The 24302-nt window shown below is 31.0% G+C and carries 26 protein-coding genes and 2 pseudogenes; 8 read left to right on the top strand and 20 right to left on the bottom strand.

What is annotated here, in order from left to right; all coding sequences use genetic code 11:
- Positions 1-52 precede the first annotated feature (52 nt).
- The 3 genes from AXY43_RS26435 to AXY43_RS26425 form a co-directional block, all read right to left on the bottom strand.
- Positions 53-889, bottom strand: a complete 837-nt coding sequence (locus AXY43_RS26435; protein ID WP_012058455.1) for an enoyl-CoA hydratase/isomerase family protein — start codon at positions 887-889, stop codon at positions 53-55.
- A 142-nt stretch (positions 890-1031) separates the two neighbouring features.
- The gene (locus tag AXY43_RS26430) at positions 1032-1931 is read right to left on the bottom strand and encodes an enoyl-CoA hydratase/isomerase family protein (protein WP_242986344.1); all 900 of its coding nucleotides are present in this window, start codon (positions 1929-1931) and stop codon (positions 1032-1034) included.
- Complete coding sequence (locus AXY43_RS26425; RefSeq protein WP_039773520.1) at positions 1894-3117, bottom strand: M20 metallopeptidase family protein; 1224 nt, start codon at positions 3115-3117, stop codon at positions 1894-1896. Before AXY43_RS26425 ends, AXY43_RS26430 begins: the two co-directional genes overlap by 38 nt.
- A 386-nt stretch (positions 3118-3503) precedes the next feature.
- Between AXY43_RS26425 and AXY43_RS26420 the strand changes: the two genes are divergently transcribed.
- On the top strand, positions 3504-4664 hold the full coding sequence (locus AXY43_RS26420; protein ID WP_238899855.1) for a transcriptional regulator: 1161 nt from the start codon (positions 3504-3506) through the stop codon (positions 4662-4664).
- A gap of 57 nt (positions 4665-4721) precedes the next feature.
- On the opposite strand, the gene AXY43_RS26415 is transcribed toward AXY43_RS26420, so the two are convergent.
- On the bottom strand, positions 4722-5609 hold the full coding sequence (locus AXY43_RS26415; RefSeq protein WP_206608184.1) for a TrmB family transcriptional regulator: 888 nt from the start codon (positions 5607-5609) through the stop codon (positions 4722-4724).
- 79 nt (positions 5610-5688) lie between these two features.
- Here AXY43_RS26415 and AXY43_RS26410 point away from each other — a divergent pair, with 79 nt between their 5' ends.
- Positions 5689-6606, top strand: coding sequence for a DMT family transporter (locus AXY43_RS26410; protein ID WP_105412427.1), 918 nt, complete (start codon positions 5689-5691; stop codon positions 6604-6606).
- Between the two features lie 123 nt (positions 6607-6729).
- On the opposite strand, the gene AXY43_RS26405 is transcribed toward AXY43_RS26410, so the two are convergent.
- Positions 6730-6936 (bottom strand): alpha/beta-type small acid-soluble spore protein, encoded by a 207-nt coding sequence (locus AXY43_RS26405; RefSeq protein WP_105412426.1) that lies wholly within the window; start codon positions 6934-6936, stop codon positions 6730-6732.
- Between the two features lie 150 nt (positions 6937-7086).
- On the bottom strand, positions 7087-7941 hold the full coding sequence (locus tag AXY43_RS26400; RefSeq protein ID WP_105412425.1) for a zinc metalloprotease HtpX: 855 nt from the start codon (positions 7939-7941) through the stop codon (positions 7087-7089).
- 466 nt (positions 7942-8407) lie between these two features.
- Between AXY43_RS26400 and AXY43_RS26395 the strand changes: the two genes are divergently transcribed.
- The gene (locus tag AXY43_RS26395) at positions 8408-9250 is read left to right on the top strand and encodes a TerC/Alx family metal homeostasis membrane protein (RefSeq protein ID WP_308463439.1); all 843 of its coding nucleotides are present in this window, start codon (positions 8408-8410) and stop codon (positions 9248-9250) included.
- 178 nt (positions 9251-9428) lie between these two features.
- Here AXY43_RS26395 and AXY43_RS26390 read toward each other — a convergent pair whose 3' ends face one another.
- From AXY43_RS26390 to AXY43_RS26370, 5 genes and pseudogenes are all read right to left on the bottom strand, one after another.
- A complete protein-coding gene (locus AXY43_RS26390; protein WP_105412424.1) occupies positions 9429-10475 on the bottom strand; it encodes a galactose ABC transporter substrate-binding protein in 1047 nt (348 codons plus the stop codon).
- A 375-nt stretch (positions 10476-10850) separates the two neighbouring features.
- Positions 10851-11636, bottom strand: coding sequence for a lantibiotic ABC transporter permease (locus AXY43_RS26385; protein WP_105412423.1), 786 nt, complete (start codon positions 11634-11636; stop codon positions 10851-10853).
- Between the two features lie 63 nt (positions 11637-11699).
- Complete coding sequence (locus tag AXY43_RS26380; RefSeq protein WP_065417442.1) at positions 11700-12131, bottom strand: bacteriohemerythrin; 432 nt, start codon at positions 12129-12131, stop codon at positions 11700-11702.
- 25 nt (positions 12132-12156) lie between these two features.
- Positions 12157-13878 carry a methyl-accepting chemotaxis protein gene (locus AXY43_RS26375; RefSeq protein WP_105412422.1) on the bottom strand — a complete coding sequence of 574 codons (1722 nt, stop codon included), beginning with the start codon at positions 13876-13878 and terminating at the stop codon, positions 12157-12159.
- Between the two features lie 423 nt (positions 13879-14301).
- Positions 14302-14574: pseudogene (locus AXY43_RS26370) on the bottom strand (ATP-binding protein).
- 157 nt (positions 14575-14731) lie between these two features.
- On the opposite strand from AXY43_RS26370, the gene AXY43_RS26365 reads away from it, so the two are divergent.
- A complete protein-coding gene (locus AXY43_RS26365) occupies positions 14732-14956 on the top strand; it encodes a DUF1659 domain-containing protein (protein WP_009168792.1) in 225 nt (74 codons plus the stop codon).
- 125 nt (positions 14957-15081) lie between these two features.
- Positions 15082-15300 (top strand): DUF2922 domain-containing protein, encoded by a 219-nt coding sequence (locus AXY43_RS26360; protein ID WP_039773445.1) that lies wholly within the window; start codon positions 15082-15084, stop codon positions 15298-15300.
- A 134-nt stretch (positions 15301-15434) separates the two neighbouring features.
- Here AXY43_RS26360 and AXY43_RS26355 read toward each other — a convergent pair whose 3' ends face one another.
- Together AXY43_RS26355 and AXY43_RS26350 are read right to left on the bottom strand one after the other, a co-directional pair.
- Complete coding sequence (locus AXY43_RS26355) at positions 15435-16796, bottom strand: MATE family efflux transporter (RefSeq protein WP_242986350.1); 1362 nt, start codon at positions 16794-16796, stop codon at positions 15435-15437.
- Positions 16797-16880: 84 nt separating this feature from the next.
- Positions 16881-17294, bottom strand: coding sequence for an RrF2 family transcriptional regulator (locus AXY43_RS26350; protein ID WP_017209396.1), 414 nt, complete (start codon positions 17292-17294; stop codon positions 16881-16883).
- A 570-nt stretch (positions 17295-17864) separates the two neighbouring features.
- On the opposite strand from AXY43_RS26350, the gene AXY43_RS26345 reads away from it, so the two are divergent.
- Both AXY43_RS26345 and trxA read left to right on the top strand, forming a co-directional pair.
- On the top strand, positions 17865-18503 hold the full coding sequence (locus tag AXY43_RS26345; protein WP_105412421.1) for a flavodoxin family protein: 639 nt from the start codon (positions 17865-17867) through the stop codon (positions 18501-18503).
- Positions 18504-18540: 37 nt separating this feature from the next.
- On the top strand, positions 18541-18849 hold the full coding sequence (trxA, locus tag AXY43_RS26340) for a thioredoxin (protein WP_105412420.1): 309 nt from the start codon (positions 18541-18543) through the stop codon (positions 18847-18849).
- Between the two features lie 169 nt (positions 18850-19018).
- Here trxA and AXY43_RS26335 read toward each other — a convergent pair.
- The 6 genes and pseudogenes from AXY43_RS26335 to AXY43_RS26315 form a co-directional block, all read right to left on the bottom strand.
- A pseudogene (locus AXY43_RS26335) lies at positions 19019-19386 on the bottom strand (transposase); the annotation flags it as partial.
- Positions 19387-19471: 85 nt separating this feature from the next.
- On the bottom strand, positions 19472-19714 hold the full coding sequence (locus tag AXY43_RS26330; protein ID WP_105412419.1) for an AbrB/MazE/SpoVT family DNA-binding domain-containing protein: 243 nt from the start codon (positions 19712-19714) through the stop codon (positions 19472-19474).
- A gap of 113 nt (positions 19715-19827) precedes the next feature.
- On the bottom strand, positions 19828-20454 hold the full coding sequence (locus AXY43_RS26325; protein WP_031275900.1) for an ATP-binding protein: 627 nt from the start codon (positions 20452-20454) through the stop codon (positions 19828-19830).
- A 49-nt stretch (positions 20455-20503) separates the two neighbouring features.
- Positions 20504-21865, bottom strand: a complete 1362-nt coding sequence (locus tag AXY43_RS26320) for a phage replisome organizer N-terminal domain-containing protein (RefSeq protein ID WP_105412418.1) — start codon at positions 21863-21865, stop codon at positions 20504-20506.
- Positions 21843-21980, bottom strand: coding sequence for a hypothetical protein (locus AXY43_RS28275; protein WP_171781095.1), 138 nt, complete (start codon positions 21978-21980; stop codon positions 21843-21845). The genes AXY43_RS26320 and AXY43_RS28275 overlap by 23 nt, the downstream gene beginning before the upstream one ends.
- A gap of 374 nt (positions 21981-22354) precedes the next feature.
- Positions 22355-22552 (bottom strand): DUF739 family protein, encoded by a 198-nt coding sequence (locus tag AXY43_RS26315; protein WP_105412417.1) that lies wholly within the window; start codon positions 22550-22552, stop codon positions 22355-22357.
- A 318-nt stretch (positions 22553-22870) separates the two neighbouring features.
- Here AXY43_RS26315 and AXY43_RS26310 point away from each other — a divergent pair, with 318 nt between their 5' ends.
- Entirely contained in the window at positions 22871-23230 is a 360-nt protein-coding gene (locus tag AXY43_RS26310; protein WP_012058440.1) for a helix-turn-helix domain-containing protein, read from the top strand.
- 371 nt (positions 23231-23601) lie between these two features.
- Here the strand turns inward: AXY43_RS26310 and AXY43_RS26305 are convergent, their stop codons facing one another.
- Positions 23602-24258, bottom strand: a complete 657-nt coding sequence (locus tag AXY43_RS26305) for a flavodoxin family protein (RefSeq protein WP_023975160.1) — start codon at positions 24256-24258, stop codon at positions 23602-23604.
- Between the last annotated feature and the right edge of the window lie 44 nt (positions 24259-24302).

The following is a 24302-nucleotide window of genomic DNA, read 5'->3' as shown; positions in this document are numbered from 1 at the left end:
TTCGTCGAATCGGACAAAACGAGTAATTACCAAATCCTTTTAACGAAATGGACTATCTTTCATTCCCCTGAAAACGTCCCTTGATTTTTACTAATCTCTCAAGCACACCCTCTTCATCAATGGACATGTCGTACAATTGGCGAGTAAGTTGGAAACCTTGATCACTGACTAAGGCTTTTTTCCAAGGACGGGATAAAATTGAATGAGTAAGATGTCTCGCAGAGCGAGGTGCCTGCATTATCATTTCTGCGAGTTCCCATGCACGTGGAAGAAGCTTTTCACGTGGCAGTACTTCACTAACCATACCGAGGTTCAATGCCTCTTGAGCATTAATATTCATGCCCGTGTATGCGTAAAATGCCGCTCTCTTAATCCCTAGTAAATTTTGAAGTGTTAAAACGATTCCATCTCCAGGAGGTATACCACCAAGATAATGTGCATCGAAAAATTCTGTTCCTTCAGCACAAATTGTAATATCGCAAAACGTTCCCAGTTGCCAGTGCGATCCTGTGCCATTGATCGCCCCAATTGTTGGAATGTCAATGCAATATATCATATTTTCAATCATTCTCAAGGATTCATGATACATTTCCAGCTTACGGTTCCTCGGCCAATCCATAAATTTTGTTTTCCAGACTTCTGGATTTCCTATTTGCCACAAATCCCCTGTCCCCGTAAGAATCATCACCTCGTTTTCAGGGTCACGTCCAATATCTGACCATACATTACCATATGCGGTTTGGCCCGGCCAGTCAAATTGAAATGGTCCCCCATTAGTATGAAAACGTACTTCGATTATGCCGTTACGGCGGGTCATTATGAAAAAGTCTTTGTACTTCTCTGAGTATTCTTCGAACCTTGTAGGCCCCACCATACATCTATCAGACATTTCGATTCCTCCTTAGCAAAAATGCCAGTATTTCTTAAAAAACTTAACAAAGGGGCCGTTTGCCTTTAGTTTTATACTTAAAGGCATATAGCCCCTCTGTCACTATTTCTTTACTTCCAATATCAATTTAATGCTATTGTCCTTATTTGCCCATTAAGCGTCCTTTCATCTTTGTCAATCTTTCATGAACACCTTCTTCATCAATGGCCATGTCGTACATTTGATGAGTAAGTTGGAACCCTTGATCACTTACTAAGGCTTTTTTCCAAGGACGTGATAAAATTGAATGAGTAAGATGTCTCGCTGAACGAGGTGCTTGCATTATCATCTCTGCAAGTTCCCAAGCACGTGGAAGAAGCTTTTCGCGTGGTAACACTTCACTGACTATACCAAGCTCTAATGCAGTTTGACCATTAATATTCTTACCAGTGTATGCGTAGTATGCTGCTTTCTTAAAACCAATCATGTTCTGCAATGTAAGAATCATTCCATCGCCAGGAGGTGTTCCGCCAATAAAATGTGGATCAAAAAAGTCCGCGTCTTCTGTACAAATTGTAATATCGCAAAGAGATGCAATTTCACAGTGAGTTCCAGGTCCATTTATCGCCCCGATTGTAGGGATGTCAATGCAGAATATCATATTTTCAAGTAGTCTTAGTGATTCATGATATTGTTCAAGTTTCTTTTGCTTAGGCCAATCCATAAATTTTGTGTTCCAGACATCTGGGTTTCCTACTACCCATTTATCCCCTGTTCCAGAAATAATCATTACCTCGTTTTCAGGGTCACGGCCAATATCTGACCATGCATGAGACCATGCGGTATGGGCTTCCCAATTATGTTCATATGATCCTCCGTTAGTGTGCAATCTTACTTCAATTATTCCATCACGACGGGTCATTGATAAAAACTCTTTGTACTTCTCTGAGTACTCTTCAAATTTTGTTGGTCCAATCATACGGTTTTCTGACATTTTAATTCCTCCTAATTTTGTTTTAATATTATTAATTATTTTCAAGCCAATCTCTGGCAAAAGCCGCATAAACAGCAGCACCTTTTTTAAGCACATCATCCGAGAATATCGCCTTTGGATGGTGCATAGGGTAACTATAGCCTTCTTTAGCATTGCCTGCATTAATAAACACCGAGATACTTGGCACCTCTTGCGTTACAAATGAGAAGTCTTCAGATCCCATTAATTTACCACCGGGTGTTAGTTGTGATAGATAAATATAGGAATCTGCACCAAAAGCGTTTGCTATAGTGGTTCTCATTTGACGGCTAAGCTCGCTGTCATTTTTTATTTCAGGACAGCCCCTGGTATAAATCACCTCTGCCTTTGCATTAAATGTTTCCGCAATACCTGTGGAAATTTCCCGGATACGGGTTTCGATTTTTTCTCTCAATACAGAATCAAAAGTACGTACGCTGCCTTTAATCCTGGCAGTATTGGGAATCACGTTGTTTGTAGTTCCGCCTTCCATGACTCCAACCGTAAGAACTGCACTATCAGTTGGCGAAATTTCATGGCTTATGATACCCTGTAGCGCCAGATGAAGATGCGCAATTACATTTAATGGATCTACTGCGGCATTAGGCATTGCTCCATGTGCACCCTTTCCTCTGATGATGACTTCGAACCAGTCTGAAGAAGCTGAACTCGCTCCTCCAGTCTCAGGCGTAATAAATAACCCAATGGGAAACGGAATTCCTGTCATTACATGTAGCATCATTGCCGCATCCACTTTAGGATTTTCGAGGATTCCATTTTCAATCATCATCTTGGCACCATGCAAGGTTTCTTCGCCCGGCTGAAACATAAGTTTGACCGTTCCTAAAAGCTGCCCTTCATTTGCCTTTAGTATCTCTGCAGCTCCTAGCAGCATTGAAGTATGCATGTCGTGACCGCATGCATGCATGTTTCCGTTGGATGATGCAAAAGGAAGGTCCGTTTCTTCTTTAATTGGCAGCGCATCCATATCTGCACGAATAAGAATCACCTTCCCAGGGCGTTGTCCGCCGATGGTTACCATTAAGCCTGATTCTCCCACGGGAGTTGGCTTAAGGCCAATCGACTCCAACGCCTCTTTTACATAAGCAGTTGTCCTAGGTAAACTTAAATCAAGTTCCGGAATCGAATGAAGATGATGTCTGTACATGACCAATTTTTCTTGTAACTGATTGGCCATATTCAAAAATTCTTCAGTTTTTTCAGCCAAAATTAACACCTCCTTAAAAATAGATTTTATTAGTGAACAACAAATCAAAAAATCAAAATTTGCTCACTTTTTATTTTAAGACATTTTAAGAACACTTTTATTGTACTTTAAGAACAAAAAGTTGTCAATAATAAAATAAGACATTTTAAGAACATATTTTTTTCCAACTACTGGTATCGTTGAAATATCATGTTTTTTATGTTATAATTCATGTCATTAATTGTTTATGAAAGGAATTTGCCATGAAAATCATACTTGGTATAATCACGACGGAATCTTATATAGACTATTTCCGTGACATTGAAGAAGAATTGCAGTCGGTATGTAAGTTTCGGATTCTTACAATCAGTAATTTTAGGGAAACAAAAGACGTATATCTAAAAAACTTAGATTCGGTGGACGGATTTGTTATCAGCGGCAGGCTTCTTTACGAGTCAATAGATAAGGAATGTTTAGATACGAAAGTACCTACGCACATTTTGCAGGATAATGAAACCCTTCTATACAGAGAGTTATTTAGGCTGCTGCTTACTGAACCGGGGCTTGACATATCAAGAATTTATGTGGATTTTGCATATATTATCGATTCTTTCAGTGAATTCCAAAAGTACCTTACTCATCAGGGAAAGCCTATTGACAGCGACAATCTGTTCGAAAGAGTGGAAACAATGCTTGAAAACCATATAACACTGTGGGAAGAAAATAAAATAGACTTGTCCATTACGGCATTCAGCCATTTTGTTCCAGAACTTAAAAAACACGGGGTAAGGTATATCTTAATACGCCCCACTTTGGAAAACGTTAAAGAGACCATAAAAGGAATCATCAACGAAATTATTATCCTCAAGCTAAAGAGCAGGAGTGCCGTTGTGGCATGCTTATCGATTGAAACGGTGCACCCACAGTCCGAAGAGCAACTTCATGAGCTGAAAGTGCTAGCCGGCAGATTTCTGCGTAGCATGAATCTTCCAGACACGGCCCAAGTTTCGGAAGGCTTTGTTAAATTGTACACTACCTACGGAAATTTTACGAAAATCACCTCTAACGCGCAGAACTGTGCACTGTTGAAATATTTGGAGGAGCATGCAAGCGACAAAGTAATAATCGGATGGGGCTCGGGGCATGAATATTATCAGGCTAACGAAAACGCCATCAGAGCTCACCGACAGGCCAATGCATTTACGGGCAGCTGCAGCTTTTTTATAAATGAGGATCAGAAGGTCATCGGACCAATGCAGAACATGAATGTTATACAGTTTTGTGAAAAGGCCGATCCAGCAATCATGGCATTGGCCAAAAGCATCGGAATAAATAACATTAATCTGCAGAAAATCATGTATTATGCAGAAATTATGAGAACAAACAAACTATCCTCTGAGGATGTCGCCCAATGCCTATCCATCACCGTCAGAGGAGCAAACCGTATTCTTAACAAAATCGAAGAAAAGGAATATGCGAGAACTGTATTTGAAAAAAGAGACAGCGGCAAAGGAAGGCCCCAAAAGTACTATGAGCTACTGTTTCTCGACAGCGAGGGAAACCTCTTAGAAGGATAACCACGTTCTTTGTGGTTATCCTTTTTATAAATAAACTATTATGATTTCATAGATTAATTATACATAATGTTTTTTTAAATCCTGGTATATAGAAAATTTCTTACGAAGTTCAATAAGATTTTTGCCAAAACTTTCTTCTAATAATTCTCTATGCTTCTCCATGATTTCCATAATATACAGATCATGAATCATTACTTCTGTTATAGGCATAACCAATCCTTGATGCATTGTCCATGCTGCCCTGCTATCTTTACCGAGTGATACAATACCAGCTACAACTTCTGAATTATCAGCACTAGCTACAAGCCAGCGTCCTCCGTATTCATCGGTAATTTCTGTACTCATATCATGTGGGTAAACATTTGCAAAATCAGCTATTATTTCTCCATAAGCAATGATTGTTACTACTACTCCTTTATCAGCTGCCTTTTTTAATTCAGCTTTCAATTCTTTGAATTCCTCTTTCCAAAGTTCAATCAGAATTCTATGTTTTGCTGAGAGGATGCATTCTTTTACTTTATCAAGTATTTCGTCATGACCAGTTATATTCCAGATATTCTCACGATTCTTTGCAGATTGATTATATTGTTCTAAAGATTTTTCTGCAAGTTTAAAACTCTCTTCAGCTTTTACCCTGCGATTTTTAATAAGTTCTTTTGCTGGAATTGGAACGTACTGTTGTGTATTTCCATGGCTAATTAAAATATCTCCACGCATAGCAAGACTATCTAAAACCTCATATATTTTTGAACGTGGCACACCTGAATTTTTTGCTACTGCATAGCCTGTTAATGGTGATTCTTCTAATAATGTAAGGTATGCTTTTGCTTCATATTCTGTAAAATTTAAATTTTTTAATACTTCTAAAATGTTATCTTCCATAAATCCTCCAATAATATTAGTCGCTACTTTAGTAACTAATATTATAACCAAATCTATTGACACAATCAACTAAAACTGATATCGTAATTACAAGTAGTTACGCAAGTAGTCACTAATATAAAAAAGGGGGATATATATTTCTATGTTAAAGGCCAAATCATTATTAGATAATCAAAAAACAAATATACAAAATGGAACTTTATCTTACTATTACTTGGCTAGTACTGGGGCTGTTGTATTATGGAGTGCATCTTTTATCGCAACAAAATTAGCTTATGAAACTTTTGCTCCTATTCAACTCGCTGCAGTTAGAACTCTTTTTGCTGTGCTTCTCTTTTGGTTCATGAGGAAAATCACATCAAATAATGAACAAATACAAAAGGAAGATCGTATCCGTATCGCATTAAGTGGATTTTTGGGGATTACACTTTATTTTGCAATAGAAAACATTGGGGTTAGTATGACATCTTCTTCAAATTCTGCTTTGATAGTAGCTTCTTTTCCTGCTGTTACAACACTACTAGAATTTTTTATTTATCATTCAAAACCAAATGTAAAAAAGGTACTTGGAATTATACTCGCTATCATTGGTGTTGCAGTTTTAACTCAAATTAATGTAGATGGAAATTCTAAATCTATGTTAGGAAATATAATTCTAATAGGAGCCGGAGTTGTATGGGCATTCTACAACTTTATTACAAGAGATTTGACAAATAAATATTCTGCAATGACGTTAACATATTATCAAATGCTAGCAGGCTTCATCTTCTTTTTGCCATTTGTCATCATCGAGGGTAAAACATGGAGAATGCCTACCATGACTTCAGCAAGCGCATTGATCTATCTAAGTGTAGGTTGCTCTATTGTTGCATTTCTATTATATAATTTAGGACTCAGAAAACTCTCTGCTAGTATTTCAGTGTCTCTTATGAATCTAGTTCCTGTTTTAGGTTTGATATTTTCAATATTAATCTTACATGAAAGTGTATCTACCGTACAAATATTAGGAGGAATTATTGTCATCATAGGTGTTATATTAAGTTCTATTCAGAAAGGATAAAATTAAAATGTATAATGAAGTTAATATTTATTTAGTAAATCTATTTAAATTCTTTAACAAATACCTATATCTACCCATAGGCTATAAATGCACCAAAAACAGATTTGGTGCATTCACTATTATTTAAAGCTCTTGTTCGTAGCTTTCTATCATTCTTTTCACCATTTCTCCACCAATTCTACCATTGTCTCTTGAAGAAAGGTTCCCTTTATCAATGTTTTCATAATCACTTAATCCAATTTCTGAAGCCGCTTCAGTTTTTAATCTTTGTACTCCTGGTTTTGCTTCTGGTATTAACGTTGTATTTCTTCCACTGCTACTTGATGCCATATTATTATTCCTCCTTTTGACTATATTTCTTTACAGAAATATATTAACCATAATTTCAAGCTATAGCCTTCAAAAATAATAACAAAAATAGAATTTATTTATTACTCTACCTATGCAAGGTTGATTTTTCTTGAAAAATTATAAACAAGACTATAAATTTGAATTTTGAAGTCTACGTACTCTATCTTCTATAGTTGGATGAGTGCTAAATAGGTTCATTAATCTTTTCGCACTTAGAGGATTGACTATAAACATATGACTTGCTGCGGGATTTACGTCCATAGGAACCACTCTTGAAGCCTGATCTAACTTAAGTAATGCTTTAGAGAGTCCTCTGCTATGTCCTGCAATCCTCGCTCCTGTACTGTCAGCAAGATATTCTCTAGATCTTGATACTGCCATCTGTACTAACATAGCAGCAATAGGTCCTAAAATAATTAATGGTAAAGCTGCTAGGAATCCTGAGCCTTCTTCTTCATCACTGTTACCCATGCCAAACATTAACGCCCATTGCGCCCAATTAGCCATTGTTGTGATTACTCCTGCCATTACAGCTGCAATAGTACTTATAAGCACGTCCCTATTCTTAATATGTGCCAGTTCATGAGCAATAACACCTTCTAATTCTTCATAATTTAGTATATTCAATAGTCCTTGTGTAACTGCAACAGCTGAATGCTTAGGATTTCTTCCTGTTGCAAACGCATTAGGCTGCGTAGAAGCTGTAATATAAAGCCTTGGCATTGGTATTCCTGCATTTGCTGTCAATCTTTCCACCATATTATAAATTTCAATATTATCATTTCTTGTTAATGGCTTAGCTCCAGTCATAGATAATGCAATTTTATCACTAAACCAATAACTTCCTCCATTCATAACTAATGCGAGCACCAAAGCCATCAGCATCCCTGATTGACCTCCAATACCTCTTCCTATTAATACTACTAATATCGTCAGGACACTCATCAGAAGCAAAGTTTTAATTTGATTTCCAAAACTATTCATTTTGTTTTCCTCCTTTTACTTAATTACTAAAATATTTTGACAATTTTTTCTCAATTCAGAAATTTATGTAACAAAAAAACTCTATAGTTAGAACACGTTCTAACTATAGAGTCTCACTAAGCATTTTTTGCTTTCAAAGCCGGGATCTCTCCGTAATGACGACTTTGAATCCTGTTATAATCAACAGGCAGTTACTCCCCCTATAAATGAGATTATCACTGTCTTTTCAGTATTGTTATTAATAATATTACTATTAAATAAAAAACTTGTCAATATTATAGAAATCTTAACATGATAAACTTTTATTGATTTATTCTTACATAATTGTTATATTATTATAAGCAAGTTTTTTAATCACTTTTTTAAAATCATTATAATTCATACAAAAACAAACTTGTATCAATATTGTTTTTACATAAAATTTCGAATATATTAAAAAATATATATAATTTAAATATAAATTTATCTGAAAGGAGCTACAAAAATGTCTACTAGAAAACATTTATTTAAGTTTTTATTAATTACATTTATAGCCGCTATATTTAATTTAGCCATATGGTATTACATGGGTTCTGAAAGAGCTTTAGAATTTCTCGGAGGATATATTATTGAATTAAGTCTTAGTGTCGATAATCTTTTTCTCTTTTTATTAATTTTCTCGAGCTTTGGAATTACTGCTAAACATCAAAAAAGAATTTTAACTTATGGAATTTTTGGTGCGATTATTTTAAGATTCATATTTGTTTTATTAGGAATTGCAATTATTAATGCATTTAAATGGATTATATATATATTTGGTATACTTCTTATTATAAGTGGTATAAAAATGATGATTAACAAAGAAGATGATGTATCATTTGAAAATAGTAAATTAATTAAACTTCTAAAAAAAATGATACCTGTAACTAAAGAACTTCATGACGAAAAGTTTTTTGTGAAAATAAACAATGTTCTTCATGCAACACCATTATTTGCCATATTATTTTTAATTGAAGGATCAGATTTACTATTTGCTATTGATTCAATTCCTGCAATATTTGCAATAACAACTAATGTTTTCATCGTATATACATCAAATATTTTTGCAATATTAGGTCTTAGAAATTTATATTTTCTTTTAGAAAAACTACATAGCACCTTCGAATATGTTAAATATGGAGTAGCCTTAATACTTATATTTACTGGTATAAAACTTGGAATATCATTTAAGTATCATATATCTATAGGGATTTCCATTTCTGTTATTATACTAATTCTTATAATAAGTGTAATTGCCTCTATAATAATTAGTAGAAGAACCCAAAAATGAATTATTAAATAATATCATATTAAAGAAAAATAAGGCACATGAAAAAAACAGCAAGACCCAAATGCCATGATTATTTTTCATTAGGCAAGGAGTTTAATGATTTTCTTTTAAGTATAGTTTCAAATTCCAATAGTAAAGCAAATATCGTACTATTCAATAATAGCTTTCTTATTCAATATTAACCAATATACTTCTTATATGGTAATCTAACAGCTATTTTTGTGTCATCAAACATATATTGCGTATTATAAAGTGGTTCGTCGCCTTGAAATACGTTCATTCCTATTGCATAAATAGCTTGTGCCATATTCAAAGGATCTTGAATAACAGTACCAGCCATAGCACCCTGCTTAATCAATTCTTTCGCTTCTGGTAGAGCATCTATTCCAAAAACTGCTATATATTTTGATTCAACTCCTTTATTAAATCCATATTTTTGAATTGCTTCAATTGCGCCAATTGCCATGGCATCGTTATTTGATATTATTGCTTCAATCCTATTGCCAAAATTTAAGAATAGTGAATCAGCAGTTATTCTGCCTAAATCTACATCCCAATTAGCAACTTTGACTGCAAGTTCCTTTGTTTTTATTCCAGCATTATTAATTGCAGAAATAGCTGCATCAGTTCTTTCATTAGATTCTATATTATTATGCTGACCTTTTAATATAACATATTCTAGCATGCCATTTTTATTTTTATCTATAATTTCTCTATTCTTGTTCCAAGAATCACTAATAATTTCCCCTTGTAATTTACCTGCCTCTTTAGCATTTGTTCCTACATAATAAGCTTTACCATAGGATTTAATTGCATCTACTTGTAATGGCTCACGATTAAAAAAAATTATAGGAATGTTTTTGTACCTAAATTTATCTATAATATCTTGTGTTGCTTGTGAATCAACTAAATTTACCAGTAAAATATCTACCCTACTATTAAATATTTGACTAATAGTTTCATTTTGTACTGCTTGATTTCCTTTTCCATCAAAAAATTCAAATTCTACTTTTCCTTTATTTTGCTTCTGAATCTCTTCTAAGTTTTGACGAACTAAAGAAATAAATTTATCATTAGAATTATATAATAGTACATCTATTTTTATATAATTTTGTCGTATCCCATTTATCTGAGCATTAACATTTTTAGTATCATGTACTGATGTTATTGAAAATACAATAATTACAATTCCTAAAACAGCTAATACTCTCTTTAATACTCTCATTTCTAATCCTCTCTTTCACTGCTATATAAACTTATTATTCTCATCAATAAATAAAATTATTTGTACTAAGTGATATCTATAAAATTAATAATTATTTTTCCACTAAATTAATCATCTTAATTATGCACATATTTAGAAATAAAGTTTCTTAATTCTATTTAGTAAAAAGTATTATATACAATCACTGAATTTAAGGAAGAGTTTACATAATCATGTTAAATCATAAGACTCGCAATAATTATATAAATATAATTGTGGATTAGATTAAAGGGATGAGTGATATTGATTCAAAACACATTAATAAAAAAGCTGAGAATCTTAAAATTTTAAGGATTCTCAGCTTCTATTAAATATGAAATTTATAAAAATATTTGGTCACAACCTTTTTAATATCAAATATACTTCAATTAAGGCTAATAAAACTAAAGATATTATTACAGAATTTATAATTAAATGATATTGTCCTCCGAAGCCATCTTGTGCTGTATGTTTTATTAATATTCCTATATACGCCCAAATTATAACAAGTCCATATGCAATATCTTTATTTTTTAACATTATTCGAATACCTAAGAAAACTCCAAGTACTATTATAATGCTAGTATAAATCTCTGACATTCCAATGTTCCTTAATCCTAAACTAACCATAAGTACAATTGCATTAGCAATTGTTGCAATTGTAATCCATCCATAGTAAATGCTAAAAGGAAGTTTTAAAAAAAGCTTTTCTCTTAATGACAGTTCTTCATTTTTAACAGTCTTTATAATTAAGACTAAGCTTACAAGAATAACAATCATTAGTATCATTGACAATATAATAATATTGTAATGCCATGATATAATCCACATTGCATTTGCTATAGATGAAATACAGAAATAAATTCTAACTTTTTCAAATGCGTCTTCATTAATCATAGTTTTTTCTTCTTTAAAAAAGCCAAGTTGATAAATTATATATCCTGCAAGTAGAAAATATATTCCACCCCATATAATAAATGTTAGTCCTGCTGGTGCAAAAAGATTTTTATATGAGTCAGATACATTACCGGTAGTCACTCCATTAATTGGTAGAATATTTGCTAACGCATTTATGCTAATCATTATAAAAAATAAAACTGTAGTAAAAATACTAATATTGGCTTTAACTTTTTTATAACTCATTTTAGAGCCTCCTTTACAAAGTCCCCCCCCTTATTCAAAATGATTCAAAGATAGATATTTCAACTAAAGAAAGGATTTCAAAATGCTTTCTTTAGTGTTTTTTGTCAAATATTCTCCTAGTTCCATATCTGAATTCATTATATGATCTTTACACCATTTAACCATCTTTTGTTGAGTATTAATTACGAACAATGATGATATCCCTGTAGTTTCAAAAACTCTTCTTAATTCTTTAAGTTCATTTTTAAACTCTTCATGTTGTTTATGCTGAACATTGAATTTAGGGTACTTATTTTTCTTTTGAATTTCCTCTTCATAATTAAAATGTTTAATTACATATACTTCAAGAAAATCCAAAGTATTAATAACTTCACTTTTACCTTTTCCTTCTTTCATAGCCTCTAATAATTTATTCAAACGATAAAATAGCTCTTTGTGTTGATTATCAATATTATCATTTCCTACAGATAAAGAGTTATCCCAATTTAAAATCATATTTTAGCCTCCTTCAACCAATATGTTAAATACTAAATTTTTGAGATAGTTCACCTAATGTCTCAGCTGTTTCTGCTTGACTTTGAGATGATTTGGCTACTTCTTCAATTGCTAATGTTACTTCATTAATACTAACTAATATCTCTTCAGAACTAGTAGCTGATTCTACCGCTGTTGCAGACAAACTTTCTAACGCAGAATTTATTTGATTTATAACTTCTTTCATTTGTTCTGATGAACTTGCAATATCACTTGCTATATCATTTACAAATTCCGCATCTTTTTCATATTGAATCCCTGTATTTTTTAACAATTCATAACTTGGTTTAACACTGTTTTCAATGTAGTCTAAAACTTCTTGTCCACTTTCTGATAGATTATCAAAAGCATTTTGAACCCTATGAACCATTCCTTGAATGCTAGCTACTGCGTTTGATGATTGTTCTGCAAGGCTTCGTACCTCATCTGCAACTACAGCAAATCCTTTTCCCATTTCTCCTGCTCTTGCAGCTTCTATAGCCGCATTTAATGCAAGTAAATTAGTTTGAGCTGCTATCTCTCCTATGGAATCTGCCATTATCTTAACATCTTGAACTATTTTTCCTTCATCAATAGCTTTAAGAATATTCATTTTATTTTCTTCATAAATCTTATTTCCATCTTCAATATTTTGTATTGCTTTTTGTTTTATTTCTTCTGCCCTTTTCTTTATTTCGCTTGCAGATTTAAAGCTTTTATTTGCCTTATTATTTAATTCGCTAGTTGCATTTGCTATTTCTTCTGCTGATGCACTAACTTCTTCAGTTGTTGCACTTAAGTCCTGAACTCCTTTAGTTATTTGTTCAGTAGAATCATTGACCATTTGCATTTTTGAAGAAACTTCTTCAGCAGTAGCTGACAATTCTTCACTAGCAGCGCTGATATCACCTGAACTACCTACCATTTGAGATATTAATACCTTTATATTTTCTTTGGATTTGTTCAATGCATTTGCAACTTCACCAATTTCATCATTATATTTAATATCTATTTCCTTTGTTAAGTCTCCTTCACCTAGAGCTTTTGAAAAATCAATTATTTTTCTCAATTCCTTTGAAATAGATATAGATAATAACATTCCAATAATTATAGAAGCAATAAATATGAATATAGTAATTACAATAACTATAATCTTTGAACTATTATAAGTTATTATATTATTTTGTGAATTAGTGCTTGCTTCATTAATATTCATAGAAATTATTTTATCTAATGATTTGAAAAGATTTTCTCTTATAGCAGCCCCTTTTGAAATTTCTCCCATTGAAGATTTATTATTTCCATCTAAAGCAAAAGTATATATTTTCTTAGCTACATAGGAATAATCTTTTGCTGAATTTTCTATTTTGGTAAACGTATCTTTTTCATGTTCTGCAATCAGTTCATTCTTATAACTTTCTAAAAGTTTTGAATTATTATCTAATAAAGTTTGCACCTCTTTAACAGTACTATTTTTTTGACTTATATCCATTTCATCATTATATGCTAATGCAGTTAGATCTCCACGAATGATTAAATAGTTTTGTTTTATTTCATCCAGTGTCTGTATAGATTTAAAATTATATTCATACATCAATTTAGTATTATTATTTAATTTGTCCATATTGTGTATCCCTAAAAACCCAACTATACCTGTAAATATAGATACAAATGTAAATAATAAAACTAATTTTGATGCTATTTTTAAATTATTAATCCTTTTAAACATAAATAATCACTCCATCATACTTTGCTGATTTTTATTGTAATTTTAAAATTTAAATTAACAATCCAACTACGCATAGGTATTTCTACTAATCTCATCTTTACATTTTCCTTATTTCATATAAGAAACTAATAAATTTATACGGTTAAATGATTTACATATGCTTTTAAGACAAATAGACAATCTTTCATATCACTCAAAATTCATCAAAACCACCTCTTATATCCATATGTTTTATTATATAATTCTACATATTTCAAAAAATCCCTCTATTTATTTTCACAATATTTAGCATTTTAAAGCATTTTTTATAATACCACTTTCCTTAATTACAAAATAAATATACATCAAGTCGAATTATAACCATTAAATTTTTCATCGAAAATTATGCAAAAAAATCAGTCAATAGTTTTTACTCTTGACTGATTAAGAATATAAAATGCTTCCCTTTCCATAACTACTTTCGACAACCACTTTTCCTCCATGCATTTCTACGAAAGATTTTACAAGAGCCAAGCCTATTCCGCTGCCTTCAGCTTTTCTTCTATATAATTAATCAACCTGTGTAAATGTATCAAATATTCTGCTCTGCATACATAAAGGTATTCCTATTCCTGTATCATCTACTGATATTTTTATTTTGCTTTCATTGCAGATGATATTTACATTGATAGTACCTCCTGTTTTTGTAAACTTTATAGCATTTCACAATATATTTAGCATGACTCTTTCAATACCTATAACCTGTTTTAGTTCTTTTCTTAAATAAGAAAACAAATAATTTTCATCTATTTATGTAATGACTAAAATTTATACATATATCCTTTATGAAAACGAAATAAAGGAGGTTAAAACTATGGCTGTAACTAAAACTATTGACTCTGTTTCTCTCAGTATTGAAGTTCAAAAAGCTCTAGACAAAGCAGGCGATCCAATTTATACAAAAAAGACTTTTTCAGGTATAAAAACAGATGCTACACCTGATAATGTTTATGCTGTTGCAGATGCAATCAAAGGTGTTATGGAAGCTAACACTAGAGATTACTTTATTAATGAATCTTCTAGCTTAGCAAATGCTTAGGATCTTATTCTTAAAAAATATTGTAGGAAACTCGACTCACATTCGTTCGCTGAGTGCTCACAGAGTAAGCGACCACCATCAAATCATAGATTCGAGTTCTCTACTTAAGATTGGAGGTAAATTAAATGGAATATTCTTTATCTATGACTTTTTTAACTGTAGCTGGTGAAAAAAGTACTTTAAGTGTTTCTGGTGTTAAACCTACTCTTACAAAAGATGAGATCAACGCACTTATGGATACTGTAATTGCTAAGAATGTTTTCAAGACTAATTCTGGTGATTTAGTTAAGAAATCTGGTGCTCAAGTTACTCAAAGACAAGTTACTAAATTTGAAATAGCTTAATCTTTTAATAAAAATGGAGATTTATCCTGATTGCAAGGATAAATCTCCATTTTTTTTACTTCTAATTTTTATATGAAAGCTTAAGTAAATTGATAAAAATTCACTTAACTAAAGTATCCTGGATATTGTCTTTCTTATACCTTTGTTGATGTTTTTTTGTATAAAATATCACTATATCCTTTTATGAATAATATAATTGTGATAATGCTAGATAAAAGGTCTGTTATAGGTTGAGCGAACCATAGTCCGTCCTGACCAATTACCTTTGGTAAGAAAAATATAGTTAGTGCTAATATCACTGATTGCCTTGATATACTTAATATTACGGCGGTTTTAGGTTTACCTGTTAGCATCATAAAACCAGAGCCAAAGGTAGGAATGGAAATAAGAAAGATAAGCACTGTATATTTTTTTAAGCCATTTATAGAAATATTCACAAGTTCAGGGTTCTGGGTAAAAAGACTAACGGCGAATTTTGGAAATAGCTGCATAATTATAGCACTAACTGCCAAGAATCCAGTACTAAACAAAACAGCAAGGGCAAGAGTCTTCAGGGTTCTGCCATAATTCTTTTTTGCATAATTATAACCGATAATGGGCTGGAAGCCTTGAGCTATTCCATAAACTGGCATCAAAAATAATATTGTAATGGAGTTTAGTACAGTCATTGCGCCAATTGCTAGTTCTCCACCATATAAATTTAAGGAATAATTGCTTACAATTTGTGCAACACTTACGGATAATTGATTAGAAAATGGAACTAACCCAATTAAGAAAATAGCTTTTACAATTGAAATATGTAATTTGAAATTGATCTTTTTAAGTATCAAAGTATTTTTTAATTTCATGAAATAATAAAGTCCAAGAATCACGGTAGTAAATTGAGCAATGACAGTAGCAATAGCTGCACCTTTTATTCCCATGTGAAATACATATATAAATAAGGCATCAAGTAATATATTAAGAATGCACCCTGTAATTGTAATAGCAGCTGAAAATATAGGATTTCCATCAGAACGAACGATAAAAGGCAGACAAAATCCCAGCATATTAAATACGGTACCAGCCATGATGATTGTAATAAAATCTTTAGTATAAGATAATACTTCACCGTTTATACCGAGCCATCCTAATATTGAATTTTGAAATATCATATATAGACTAGTGACCAAAAGCCCTAAAACAATGCTTAGAGATAGTGCATTTCCTGCAAAATTTTCAGCTTCTTCTTTATTGCCTTCTCCGAGTTTTATAGAGATATTAGAGCTGGCCCCCATTGATATGAGAGCAGATAACGCTACTACTATTGTAGTAATTGGCATTGTAAGGCCAATTCCAGTTAAAGCTAGAGTTCCGACTTCTGATATATTTCCTATAAACATCCGATCGATTACTATATAAAGTGAATTAATCAATAAACTGAGTACTGTTGGAACTGAATATTGTATAAGTAATTTTCCAATAGGTTTTTGTTCAAGTTCTTGTATTTTGTCCATTATGTAATTTCTCCTTTAGATACATTAAAGATATATAATATCTGCAATTCAAATATAAAAACCCATATATTAATGGGTAAATATTTATTCTTTGTTGGTTTTGCAGTTTGATTTATTTTGAGTCAGATCATATAGTTTTTTATCTTCTAGATAATTTTCTAGTACATTTTCAGCTCCTGACATTACTTTTTCAATCAAACATTTGCTATTTTCATTTAAATTGCAAACAAATAATGAGCCAGTTCCTTCAGTGGCCTTAATAACATCCATAAAAGAAATAGACTTCATGTCTTTACGCAAAACGTAACCTCCATTTGCACCTGGAGTTGACTCAATTAAATCAGCTTTTACCAGCTGAGTTAAAATTTTCGAAAGATATGTAGTAGATAAATTAAAGTGTTCCGCTAGAGCACTTACGCTTAGTTTCTCACTTTTCGCATTTTCCATCATATATACAATTGTATGTAGAGCATAATTTGTTGCTTTTGTATATTTCAAATTAAAACCTCCTAAAAGATATTGCAGAGCTTATTTATCTATAATAATAAATATAATAGATTATTTTGTCAATAAGTATTTTATTCACATATTTATAATCTACAAAATTTAATAAATTTAAAATATTGACAAAATTAATTTGTGTCTTTATAATAGCAGACAAATAGACTCTACGATATACTTAATTCTAAAGTAGCTATAAAATGAGGCGTTCTAATTAATAGTAAAAAAAACTGTAAGAGGCTCAAAGAATTACCACTTAATTTCTTTTAATTGAATTTGAAAAGTTTTTAGGTATATTAAAGATATTAAATATCCTTAATATATATTATAACAAGTTATATCTAAAAATTATAAGAAGCTAATTAGGAAACTTACAAACGCTTATTTATGAAGGTTACTTTTTGAAAGAAGGTGATATAAATCTGCATAATTATGTATAAAGTGAAGTTAGTTTACTTTACTTAGATAAGTTTGAAACTTTACTTGAAGCATTTATGTAATAATAATTTTATAAGAATATTATAATATTTTGAATAAAAATTAGAGTTAAAAAAGGAGTTTTTAATAATGAAAGTTGTAGCTTTTAATGGTAGCCCAAATAAAAATGGAAACACTTATCATGCCTTAAAATTAATTGCAGAGGAATTAGAAAAACAAGATATAGAAGTTGAAATAATACATATAGGTAGTCAAGCTATAAGGGGATGCATGTCATGTTGGGGGTGTTATAAAAATCAAAATGAAAAATGTGTTTTAAAGGGAGATTCTGTAAATGAATGGATCGAAAAAATGAAAAAGGCAGATGGGATAATACTAGGTTCTCCTGTACATTATTCAGGAATAAGCGGGGCAATGAAATCTTTCTTGGATAGAGCTTTTGTTGTCAATGAAAATAATGGCAGCATATTAAGACATAAGGTTGGTGCAGCTGTTGTAGCGGTTCGACGTTCTGGAGGTATAGCTGCACTTGATCAGCTAAACAAGTACATTAATTATTCTGAGATGCTAATGCCATCATCAAGATACTGGAACGTTATTCATGGCACAACTCCAGGAGAAGTTATACAGGATGAAGAAGGGGTTCAAATAATGAAGACCTTAGCTAAAAATATGGCTTGGCTGCTTAAACTTGTTGAGTATGGAAAAAATAATATAGAAGCACCAGAAAAAGAAGATAAAATACTTACAAATTTTATCCGTCAATAATATATAGCACTGATAAAGGAAAATGGAGGAATATAGTATGAAAATAGTAGATAATAATGAATTCGGAAATGAAATAAAAGGTGGAGTTACGGTCGTAGATTTTTTTGCAACCTGGTGCGGACCTTGTAAAATGATATCACCCATTCTTGAAGAGTTATCAGAGGAAATGAAAGGGAAAGTAAATTTTATAAAAGTAGATGTGGATAAAAGTGTAGATTTAGCAGATAAATATCACATTTCAAGTATACCTACTGTAGTTATCTTTAAGAATAATGAAAATGTGAACCAGTTTGTTGGCTTTTTACCAAAGGAAGAGATTAAAAGACTGATTGAAAATACTTTATAAAACTATAATCTTCAAACGATATATGTAAAATAAGCTTTTTAAGCTATAGATAAAAAAACTATAACATTTATAAAAGTAAAATTTTCAAACTATTTATCTTATTTCTAATAAGTTAAGTTAGATTGCATGTCAAAAACGTTCTTGAGAAAGAGCGTTTTTTGATTATCATTTATAAATGACCTTCATACATGATTGAAAGTTCTCCATAAACCTTACCCAAATTTTTATAAGGCATAGTCCATCTTTTTGTGGCTTCAAATGTTGTTAAATACAAAGCTTTTAACAAAGTTGTATCGGTTGGAAAAACACTTCTTTGTCTATTTGGCCTACGATAAGTACCATTCAAACTTTCTATTGCATTTGTTGTATAAATTATTTTCTTACCTCAGCAGAAAATTTGAATATAGTACTTATTACATTGCAATTAACAGACAAGCTTTTCATTTAATTTAGATAATGCTCTTGCCGCCTTTCAGTTATTTCAACCATACGCTCATGGGCAACAGATTCTGATCGTACAATGTATATTGTTTTAAGTCATTTTAAAGCATATATCTTATTTATTCTGATTTCAGTATCTTAACTATATATTGTCCATCCATCTTTCCACATATCAACTGGTTTAATCCTTCCCTAAAGCCTTTCTGCATCCATCACAAACAACTGCTCCATTAAATTCAACAACATCTTTATCACTTCCACAAAAAATGCATCCTTTAATATATTTTTTAACAACCACCCCATTATCAACCTTAATTATTTCCATGGAATCTCCCTCGTAAATTTCTAGTACCTTTCTTATTTCTTTTGGTATTACAATCCTTCCAAGTGGGTCGAGCTTTCTTACTATTCCTGATGATTTCATTTAAACAACTTCCCTTCATAATTTAGCTTTGTTTAATTCTGAAAAAATTCGTTTTCATGAGAATTTTCACTCTGTAATTGTTTATTGTGAATTGTGCACTGTGCATTGTAAATTTATTTAAGTCTATAATTATTCCTAATATCCTTCTCAATTTCTACAACATAATCTTTTGACATTTCATATATTCTTGAAGCGACCCCTTCATCAAATGTCAGTAATCTGTCAATGGAGAATTCGCTGCTGACTATGATCGGCAGAAAATTAAGATACCTGTAATTAATAATTTCAAACATAATATTTGTATCTGTTTCATTGATTTTTCCCTTAAAGAGATCATCAATAAGTAGTACCTCACATAATTGATACTTTGAGATGGTCCTAGTATAATATTCTTCATCAATCATATTTTGTTTTATCTTTGTGATTACATCACGATAAGGCATGTACAGCACTTTAATTCTTTGTTTTAAAAAATTCAATGCAACAGCAATACTGCAATGCGTTTTACCGCTGCCAACCTGTCCACATAATAAAATACTATTTCGCCTAGTATCTTTTATTTCATCAAAATCAGTACAATATGCTGCTGCAGTGTCCTTCATCCTTTGTGACGCATTATTCCAAACTTCAAAACTAGAAAAAGTAAGTTTACTTTGTTCAACATTGATTCCAGAATACTTCCACTCATTCTTTAGTTTTTCTATTTTTCTGCATTCACAGGCTACAGCAAGAGGCTGCATATGTTCCTGGGGGATAAGTATCCATCCAGTATCGCAGCATTTATCGCATTTATATGAGGTTTGCTTCAATCCTCTTTCGTTCAGCTTCTGTAAGTTTTCGCGGTTCCTTCGGCTTGAATCCTGCAAATTCATTTTTATCTGCTCTGTTACTCTTTCCATTGCTTCTAACCCCATTTTTCTTTACCTCCATATGATCTTCTGGATACCCATCTCTCCTCCAGTTTTTTAATACCCCAATTGCATACTTTATGTCAGGACAATTCTTCTCAAACCCAACATCCATGGCCATCTTAACCATTTTTTCTCCATGGATATCAATAGCCGATCTAAGAGCAACATAGTCGCATCCTCCTGGCTTTCCTGTTATTTTTTCATGATAATGCATAAGCTCTAAAGCTTTAAGATTTATGTCCTCCTCTTCCCCTGATTCACTTTTAGTATTATTGTGTTTCTTAGATAGATTCGACTGGCTAACTTCATCATCACAAGCTGAGCCTTTATTATTTATATCAAAACCATTATTCTTTTTACCCTCTATGTTTTTATCTTTATCTATCTCTTTTTTCTCCTTCTTATTCTTATTCTTTTTCTCCTTCTTATTCTGTTGCGTTACTGTAACGTTACATTTATTTTGAGTAACGTTACTATTATTTTGAGTAACAATACAATTATTATCATCAGTTTCTAAAATGTTATTACTGATATCTTCATTATCATCAATAATTTCTACAGTACTATTATTACCTGCTTCGCTAGTAGTAATATTAGTTTTATCATTAATATACGTATTTCCAGAAGCCTCTTCACTAGTTTCCAAATTTTCTAATATATCATTCTTACCTAGAGCTTTGTTTTCTTCTATAGTAGAATTCTTAGAGTAATCTTTCTTTCCTTCTAATTCATTAGTTTTTTCTAATTCTACACTTTCATCCAGATCTTGATTTTCTTCTAAATCTATAAATTCTTCTAAGACTTTATCTTCCTGAGTTTCTTCCTTATTACTTTTAGCTGCATTCTTCTCTTCTTTCTTCTTTTCTCTATGATTTTCAACTCTTTTTCTGTTTTGTTCACGGACCCTTTCCATTCCCTCTATGTTCTGATGCTTATCCCAGTTCACAATTCTAATTACTTTATCAGAAGCTATTTCAATCATGCCAAAGTTAGATAATACTTTTAATGCAATCTTAATATCCTCTAAAGGCCTAGAAAATAATACAGCCAACATTTTGGCAGTGAGAGGTTTCCCTTCTGATAAGAAAACCTTTCCATTAGCATTAAGTTTTCCACCAAGTAAAAGTATTCTTATCCAAACATAATGAATTGTATCCCTGTTAGGCATTGCATCTATTAACTTCATCTTTTCATCATCATGCATATTAGTAGCTAATTTAATCCATTTGATATCTGCCATTATTTTCACGCTCCCATAAATAAAATTGCCTAAACCTTTCAAGACCATTCCATGATGGGTTTAACTCAATTAACTTACAAACATCTATATAACATTTAAAAATCCTAAAATTCATTTGTAAGTCCTCACTTTCTTTTTATACATTTCTATCAAAAATTGTATCCCTGATATATTCTAGCTCAATGTGTATGAAAATAAATTTACATTTATTTTTTAATTTAAGACTACTATTTTCTTAATTCAATTAAAATTTCTTTTAATAATTCTTGCATAGCTTGTCCTTCTATAAAAATAACCATCAGCTCAACATAATGCTCTTAAATTACAATATATACGTTGCAATTCCCAATGCACATTTCACAATTACGTATAAAATTCTTGCAGCATTTTTAGAATTGTGATGAAGAATTATTTTTGCAATATATATAATCAATTCTAGATTTCTAATACTATATATATAAAGTAAATACATTTTACTCTTTAAGTAATTTATTTATCAAAAAAAATCTCTATTGGATTATTTATATCTAATAGTTTTATCATCTTATCAATTTCATTAGAACCAAATATTCCTTTATTAAGTTTATTACCTAAGGTTTTTGGAGACATTCCTAATTCCCTTGCCAGCTTTTCCTGAGTATATCCTTTTGCTTTTATCTTTCCCTTTAACTCATTAACTAATATCATAAATGCTCTCCTTTCGTTACTCGTTAAGTAATATTTTATATATTATGGCTATTATTGTCAATACTTCTTACGTAACTTTTTCTATATACTGGAAAATAATTGTTGCATATCCGGAAACAGATGTTATAATAAATTATATTAATAGTCTCCAAATTAGAATGATTTTTTTAATTTGCCTAACTGCAGTAAACAAAATAAATAAAAAGTTATTAAGTTTTATTAGGACGCTTCGATTTTATTATAGATTATCAATAAATTATATTAATTGATAATCTATAATTTACTTACTTTTAATATAGAACTAAGAGGTGATATAAAATGGGTTTGAAAGAAAATATCAAAAATAGACGATTAGAATTGAATCTCACATTAGAAGATGTTTCTAAAAGATTATCTATTAGTAAGCCAACACTTCAAAGATATGAAAGCGGTGTAATCTCTAATATACCTTCTGACAAAATCGAAAAACTTGCAGTAATATTAGAAACAACTCCATCTATTTTAATGGGATGGGATGAAAACAAAATAAAAACACGTTTACAACTATCAGAAGAATTAGAATGTTTATTAAAAAAATATAATTCTTTAGATAATCTAGGTAAACATACAGTAAACACGGTATTAGAAATGGAATTTAATCGTTGCTCACAACTTAATAATCAAGATAGAATCTTTTAATTTATTGTCTATAATGCGCACGTTATTTGATAAAAATAAATTAAAATTAAATATCCAAATTACAAAACACTTCTAATTAATTGCACCAATAGCTATATCACTCATATACAGCATTATTAATTATTAATTTTCATATATAATTAATAATGCTGTATAATTCACTCTAGAATAATACAGCACTTTAATTTCTTTCTTTAAGCTATATTTAAATTTCAAGTTGCTTTTAATTACATATTTCTTCTAATGCTAGTATGGTGCATGCCATATTTCATAGTTTTCCAAAATAAATTTAATAAACTTATATCTATTTAACTAATCAAAAGATTCATTATAGGTTAACTTTTCTCGTAATTTAATATACCACTTTATTTCTAGTGCTTTATTAAATTTGCACCTAATTCAAATGCTTTTTGACAATCTAAAGGAAATTGAATTTTTCTATGTGCTGCTTTTTCTTCTTCAGAGAAGGATTCAACTTTATATTTTGAGTAATCATCAAATTGATAAGTATTATTTGAATACATAACTAATGGTTTTGTAAATATATGTCCAATATTAGATTCCATGCGCTCAAAAGTTTTTAAATAACCAATTTGCTTCATTACCTCTTCTTTAACATTCATTGTATAAATAAATGCTGTTGGCATCCTCTTTGGCGCTAGTGAAGTACCATTATTGTCATACACAAGATAGGGAAATAATAGTCTTTCTAAAAATGATAGGAATTTACCTGTTACATTACTAAAATATACTGGAGAACTAAAAATAAGTCCATCAGATTGAGATACTTTTTCTAAAACTTCTTGAAGATCGTCTTTTACCGCACATTTTCCATAACTGTTACTTCCAAGTCTTTTACAAGCAAAGCAACTTATACATCCAGTATAATTTAAATCATATAAATTAATTATTTCAGTTTCAATTTCTTTATCTTTTGCAGCTTCTTTTACTCCATCTAAAGCTTTTTGAAGCAATGTCGCTGTATTTTTATTTTTTCTTGGACTTCCGTTAATACCATAAATTTTCATAGTAACACTCCTCTTTCTGTATATTCTCTTATGATGTTTTTGTT

Source organism: Clostridium sp. MF28 (assembly GCF_002969175.1).
GTDB classification, from domain to species: Bacteria; Bacillota; Clostridia; order Clostridiales; family Clostridiaceae; genus Clostridium; species Clostridium beijerinckii.
This window is presented reverse-complemented; position numbering and strand designations above follow the sequence as displayed.